This window comes from Actinosynnema sp. NPDC059797 (assembly GCF_042732085.1).
Classification (GTDB): Bacteria; Actinomycetota; Actinomycetes; order Mycobacteriales; family Pseudonocardiaceae; genus Actinosynnema.
Map to the genome: position 1 here is coordinate 1 of NZ_JBHWIE010000392.1, position 6202 is coordinate 6202.

General features: G+C 73.9%; 6 protein-coding genes. All 6 read right to left on the minus strand.

Annotated features, from left to right (window positions below; translation table 11 throughout):
- A partial coding sequence (locus ACFV4N_RS37990; protein WP_499677517.1) for an acyl carrier protein occupies positions 1-380 on the minus strand: 380 nt, incomplete at its 3' end.
- Between the two features lie 6 nt (positions 381-386).
- Entirely contained in the window at positions 387-2162 is a 1776-nt protein-coding gene (locus ACFV4N_RS37995) for a fatty acyl-AMP ligase (protein ID WP_499677518.1), read from the minus strand.
- A gap of 198 nt (positions 2163-2360) precedes the next feature.
- Positions 2361-3017, minus strand: a complete 657-nt coding sequence (locus ACFV4N_RS38000; RefSeq protein WP_499677519.1) for a LuxR C-terminal-related transcriptional regulator — start codon at positions 3015-3017, stop codon at positions 2361-2363.
- A 353-nt stretch (positions 3018-3370) separates the two neighbouring features.
- Positions 3371-4885 (minus strand): glycosyltransferase family 39 protein, encoded by a 1515-nt coding sequence (locus ACFV4N_RS38005; RefSeq protein WP_499677520.1) that lies wholly within the window; start codon positions 4883-4885, stop codon positions 3371-3373.
- Between the two features lie 190 nt (positions 4886-5075).
- The gene (locus ACFV4N_RS38010; RefSeq protein ID WP_499677521.1) at positions 5076-5363 is read right to left on the minus strand and encodes an acyl carrier protein; all 288 of its coding nucleotides are present in this window, start codon (positions 5361-5363) and stop codon (positions 5076-5078) included.
- A 44-nt stretch (positions 5364-5407) separates the two neighbouring features.
- On the minus strand, positions 5408-6202 hold a 795-nt coding region (locus ACFV4N_RS38015; protein ID WP_499677522.1), incomplete at its 5' end, for an acyl-ACP desaturase.

The window sequence follows — 6202 nt, forward strand, 5'->3', positions numbered from 1 at the left end:
CGCCAGAACCGGCCGGGGTCGTCCGCGTCGGGCGGGAACCGGCAGGCCATCCCGACCACGCACACGGCGTCGAGGCCCGGTCCGCGCGCCGGCGGCGCGGGTGCCGCGGGCGCGTCCGCGGCGGCGTCGCCGGCGAGGAAGTCGGCGAGCGCGGCGATGCTGGGGTGCTGGTAGACCAGCGTCTGCGGCAGCTCGTCGCCCAGCCACTCCTCCAGCTCCCCGGACAGGCTGACCGCCTGCGAGGAGGTGATGCCGTAGTCGTCGAGGGGTGCCGTGGGGTCCACCCCCGCCGGGTCCACGCCGGCGAGGAGGGCGATCCGGTCGGTCAGCCAGCTCTGGATCCGCGCGCGGGCGACGCGCGGCCGGGTGGTCGCGGTCATCGGCGCTCAGACCGCGGGCCGCGCGGCGAAGCGGTCGGCGAGGTACCGCTCCCGGCACTCCAGCCGCTTCACCTTGCCGCTGCTGGTGAAGGGCAGGCTGCCCGCGCGCAGCAGCACCACGTCCCGCACGGGCACGCCGTGCTCGGCGGTGACGGCCCTCCGGATGGCCCGCCGGACCTCCTCCGCGTCGCCGTCCCGGGGTTCGCCGTCGCCCTGCGCGGGCAGGGGACCCGCGATCTCGGCCAGGACCACGAGGCCCTCGCTCTGCCCGTCGTCGACGGAGAACGCGCAGCAGAACCGCTCGCGCACCGCCGGGTGGCTGCCGGCCGCGGTGTGCTCGACGTCGTGCGGGTAGTAGTTGAGGCCGTCGAGGATGATCACGTCCTTGCGGCGACCGGTGATGAACAGCTGGCCGTCGAGCACGAACCCGAGGTCGCCGGTGCGCAGGAAGTCCTGGTCGCCGTGGCCGGGCACGCGGGCCCGGAAGGTGAGCGCGTCCTGGTCGGGTGCGTTCCAGTAGCCGGAGCCGACGCTGTCGCCCGCGACCAGGATCTCGCCCACCTCGTCGGGCGCGGCGACCTCGCCGGTGGCCGGGTCCACGATCACCACCCGCACGGTCGGCTGGATCTGCCCGCAGCCGACCAGGGCCCGGGAGGGCGAGCCGGGCGTCGCCGGCCGGATACGGGAGCGGGCCAGCGACTCGGCGTCGAACGCGCGCACCACCGGCTCCCGCCCCGCCGGGCCGCCGCTGACCATCACGGTGGACTCGGCCAGCCCGTAGCAGGGGAAGAACACCTCGCGGCGGAAGCCGACCGGGCCGAACGCCGCGCAGAAGCGGTCCAGCGTGTCCGCGCGCACCGGCTCGGCCCCGACCGCGGCCAGCTCCCAGCCGCTCAGGTCCAGGCGGGCCCGCTGCCGTTCGGTCACCCGGCGCACGCACAGGTCGAAGGCGAAGTTCGGCGCCACGCTCAGCGCCCGCCCCGCGCGGGTGATCTCCCACAGCCAGGTGAAGGGCCGGTGCACGAACGCCAGCGGCGACATCAGCGTCACGTCGTAGCCCGCGTACAGCGGTTGGAGGATGCCGTTGACCAGGCCCATGTCGTGGAACAGCGGCAGCCACAGCACGGCGGGCGGCCCGGTGCGGCCGTCGCCCGCGTCGCGGGAGCCGTTCTCGTGGATCAGCGCCAGGTTGCTCAGCACCGCCCGGTGGGTGAGCACCACGCCCTTCGGGGTGCCGGTCGAGCCGGAGGAGTACTGGAGGTAGGCGGGCAGGGACGGGTCGGCCGCCGGGTCCTCCCAGGACTCGGCTCGGTTCGAGTCGACGAGGTCGGAGGCGAACCGCTCCACGTCCTCCAGGCCCTCGGTCGCCTTCAGCTCGGGGCCCACGTCGAGCAGCGACGCCGCGGTGGACATCACCACGCGGGGCGTGGCGCTGCGCGCGATGGCGGGCAGGCGCTTGTTGCGGATGTCGCGGCGGCCCGCCTCCAGGGGCGCGACCGGGACGGCGATGAGGCCCGCGTAGAGGCACCCGAAGAACGCCGACACGAACTCCAGCCCCGGCCCGTAGTGCAGCATCGCCCGGTCGCCGGGTTCCGCGCACTCCCGCAGCTCCGCGGCGATCGCCCGCGCGCGGCGGTCCAGCTCGGCGGCGGTGAGCGAGGCCGCGACCTCCTGGTCCTCGCCGAGGTAGGTGAACATGCGCCGGTCCGGTTCGGTCGCGGCGCGTGCCCGCAGCACGTCGACCAGCGTGCGGGGACCGGCGTCAAGGGTTTCTGGTGGCATCGCGGAACTCCAGGGGCGGGAGCGGAAAGGCGGTTCCTGCGGATCGGTGATCCGGCGACGACGGTGATCGCCCTTGAATTCCACACCGCGCCGCACCCCGGGACAACCGCCTTCACTCCGGAAAGACGTGGTCCTTGTTCCCGTGCCCGAACGCGCCGGGAGAACGGTCGGTGCTCATACTTTCGACGGACTCGCGGGCTACGACAGGCTGTTCTGGTAGACGAACAGCGCCGCCTCCACGCGGTTGCGCAGTTCCAATTTCCCCAAAAGGTTGGAGATGTGCGATTTCACGGTGGCCACGCTCAGGTGCAATTCCTGCGCTATCTCCTGGTTGGACCGGCCGCCGGCCAGTGCGCGCAGCACGTCCAGCTCCCGGGCGCTGAGCCGCGACCACGCCTCGGTGGAGGCGCGGCGCGCGACGGGCAGGGCGCCCAGCCGGTCGAGCAGCAACCTGGTCATGGGCGGGCAGATCACCGCCTGGCCCGCGGCCACCGCGCGGATGGCCTGGCTCAGCTCGGGCAGGGAGGTCTTCTTGAGCAGGAAGCCGCTCGCGCCGGCGCGCAGCGCGGAGAACAGCACGTCCTCCCGGCCCGCGCTGGTCAGCAGCATCACCGCGGGCGCGGTGCGGCCGCCGGTGAGCCGCCTGGTCAGCTCCACCGCCTCGGCGCCCGGCGCGCCCACGTCGGTGAGCACCACGTCCGGCCGGTACCGCTCCACCAGGGGCACCGCGTCGACCGCGGACCCGGTGTCGGCCACGACGCGGATGTCCGGCTCCTCGTTGAGCGCCGCGCTGAACCCCCTGCGGGACAGGTCTTCCTCGTCCACCAGCACCACATCGATTCGACGTCTCGCCATGACGGACAACTGCGCCTCCGCAGATTCGCTGGGGAACTGGCCGGTGGTCCTGGCGGGTGAGTTCCCCCCACGGTGGTGGGAAACCGGCCACGTCCGGTGACCGGTTTCCCGGGAGGAGACGACCCGGAATTCCGAAGCTAGCACCGGCCCCAGCACCCCACCACCGGCCCGATCGCCGGGACGCCGCGGGTGGGAAAAAGATCAAAACACAGGGTGACCGCCCGACCTGTCACCCACCGTTCGAATCGGCGTGACCTCATTCTTTCGACGGAAGAGGACCGATCCTCCCGGCGGACCGCCCTCCCCCTGGGCGGTGACGCACCCGACCGGAAAACGTCCTATCGGGCAGATTGTCAGGACACGTGCGCCATTTCCGCCCAGGGGACGCGCGGTCCGGCGCACACCGCGATCGGCTGCCCCTGCTCCTCGTTGTCCACGCCCTCGCCGACCTCGACGCGCGCCTTGACCTCGCACCGGGTGAACCACGCCCGCGCCACCTCCTCGGGGACGCCGACCACCACCGCGACGTCGCGGCCCGGTTCGGGCTCGCCCCAGCCGAGGTAGGAGTTGTGACCGCTGTAGGGGCGCGGCAGGCCGTGCTCCGCGCCGTACCGGTCGAGGGCGCCCGCCTCGCCGTAGTTCCAGGTGAGGAGGTACGCCCGCGCGCGGTCGGTCTCGGGCAGCGACCAGTAGACCGCGGCCGTGCCCGCCACCAGGCGGGTCCACCCGAACTGCTCGGCGGCGGTCTCGTTCAGCTCGTCGAGCCCGCTGTCGGCCACCACCCGCTCGGGCAGCAGCGGCAGGGAGAACAGCGCGGACAGCACGACGCTCGCGACCACCGCGAGCCCGAGCAGGGTCCGGCGCCACACCCCGCGCGCCACCCAGTCGGCCGCGACGACGCCGCCCGCCGCCAGCAGGACCACCAGGAACGGGCCGGGGTAGTACGAGTTGCCCCCGGCGAGCACGACGAGCACCAGCATCAGCGGGTAGGCCACGGCCAGCGCCCGCACCGGCCGCCACCCGGGCCTGCGCGCCAGCCCCACCAACCCGGCGACGGCCACCGGGAACAGCAGCGGCCCGGCGAGCACGAACTGGTAGAGCAGGGTCTCCAGCCACTGGCCCTGGTTGCCCTCGGAGATCCGGTCCGCCATGGTCCACTGCGGCCAGCCGTGCGCGGCCTGCCACCCCACCGCGGGCGCGGCCAGGACCGCGGCCAGCGCGGCCCCGGCCCACGGCCACGGGCCGCGCAGCGGGGCGAACGTGCGGGTGACCAGCAGCGACACGAGCAGCACGCCGCACAGCAGCACGACCAGGTAGCTGGCGTAGACGCCCACCCCGACCAGCGCGCCGACCGCGAGCCACCAGCGCCGGTCCGCCGAGCGCAGGGCGCGGACCGCGGCCCAGCACACGGCGGCACCCACGGTGAGCACGACGGTCTGGGTGTGCAGCAGGTGGCCGGTGGCCAGCACGTAGGGGCTGGTGGCCACCGCCACCGCGGCGAGCACCTGGCCGGTCGCGGCGCCGCCGAGCTCCCGGGCGATCAGGGCGGCCAGCAGGACCGTCAGGGCGGTCAGCAGCGCGGCGGGCACGCGGAAGGCGGTCAGGTCGTCGCCGAGTGCGGTCGTGGTGAGGCGACCCAGCAGGGGCACCAGCGGGGGCTGGTCGACGTAGCCCCAGTCGAGGTGGCGGCCCGCCACCCGGAAGTACAGCTCGTCCCGGTGGTAGCCGTACCGGCCGGCGGTGGCCAGCAGGGCGGCGACGGCGGCGACGAGCACGACGGCGACGGGACCGGCGGCGAAGCGCGGCGGCGCGGGGCGCGGGTCGGCGGGCGGGAGTTCGGAACGGGTGGGTGAACCGGCGTAGGACATGCCCTCACAGCCATTCGCGGGACGGTGGTGCCGCCGGCGCGCACCGGGGGCCGAGTTTCCAGCAGGGTGGCACGGGCGCGGTCCGCGAAGCGGGTTCTTCGCCCGCTCGCGTACGACCATCACCTGTCCGTGTCGGGTCGTGCCACCGCCCCGGGTCGCGAGCGGATCGTGCCACCTCCCCGGGCCGCGGTCAGGCCGGGACGGCGCTCTCCCCCGCGCTCCCCACCGCCGTCCCGTCGTGGGCGGTGATGTGCTCCACGACGTCCTGGACGGTGGTCAGCTCCTTCAGCTCGTCGTCGGACAGCTCCAGGTCGAAGCGGTCCTGGAGGACGACGGCCAGCTCCACCATGGTCAGGGAGTCGACGTCCAGGTCGTCCACGAACCTGGTGCCGGGTTCGACGGCGGCGACGGGGACGTTGAGGGTGTCGGCCACGATCTCCGCCACGGCGCTCAGGATCTCCTCGTTCGAGTGGGTCATCGGGTGTCCTCTCCTTCGGGTTGGGCGGCGCGGGGTCGCGCCGTTCAGGTCGCGGTCGCGGCGGAGCGGGCCGTGACCCGGTTCAGCCGCTCCCGCTGGAGGCCCGCCGCGCGGTCGAGGCCCGCCAGGAAGCCGGCGAGGTCGTCGCGGGCCGCCTCCGCCCCCGCGTCCAGGCCGGTCAGGTCGAACACGCCCCACTGGCGCAGCAGCGGCAGGACCACCTCGTCGTGGTGGATGCGCAGGTCGTAGATGCCGGCGCCGGCGATGAGGAGGGCCTTGCGGGTGAAGCCGGGGATCATCGTGCCCGGCATGGCGAAGTTCCGGACCTCCGAGCAGATGGCCCGCACCACCGCGGAGGGGTCGATCTCCAGGGCCGCCGCGACCAGCGACCGGTAGAAGACCATGTGCAGGTTCTCGTCGGCGGCCACCCGCCGCAGCAGGCGCCGGATGACCGGCTCGTCGATGTGGTGGCCGGTGTTGCGGTGCGCGACGCGGGTCGCCAGCTCCTGGAAGGAGACGTAGACCAGCGACTCCAGCGGGGTCAGCCGGTCGCTGCGGTGGCCGGACTGCATGACCGCCATGCGCCCGCGCTCCAGGGCGTCGGGGTCCAGCGACCGGGTGGTGAGCAGGTAGTCGCGGATGCACATCGCGTGCCTGCCCTCCTCCGCGGTCCAGCGGGCCACCCAGGTGCCCCAGGCGCCGTCGCGGCCGAAGCGGGTGGCGATCTCGTGGTGGTAGCTGGGCAGGTTGTCCTCGGTCAGCAGGTTCACGACCAGCGCGATCTTGCCGATGTCGGTGACCTTGGACTGCTCCGGCTCCCCGGGCGCGGCGGGCCAGGG

Excerpts from the sequence above, each read along its gene's own strand:
- ACFV4N_RS37995 (WP_499677518.1), bottom strand. The coding sequence starts at position 2,162 with ATGCCACCAGAAACCCTTGACGCCGGTCCCCGCACGCTGGTCGACGTG.
- ACFV4N_RS38000 (WP_499677519.1), bottom strand. The coding sequence starts at position 3,017 with ATGGCGAGACGTCGAATCGATGTGGTGCTGGTGGACGAGGAAGACCTG.
- ACFV4N_RS38005 (WP_499677520.1), bottom strand. The coding sequence starts at position 4,885 with ATGTCCTACGCCGGTTCACCCACCCGTTCCGAACTCCCGCCCGCCGAC.
- ACFV4N_RS38010 (WP_499677521.1), bottom strand. The coding sequence starts at position 5,363 with ATGACCCACTCGAACGAGGAGATCCTGAGCGCCGTGGCGGAGATCGTG.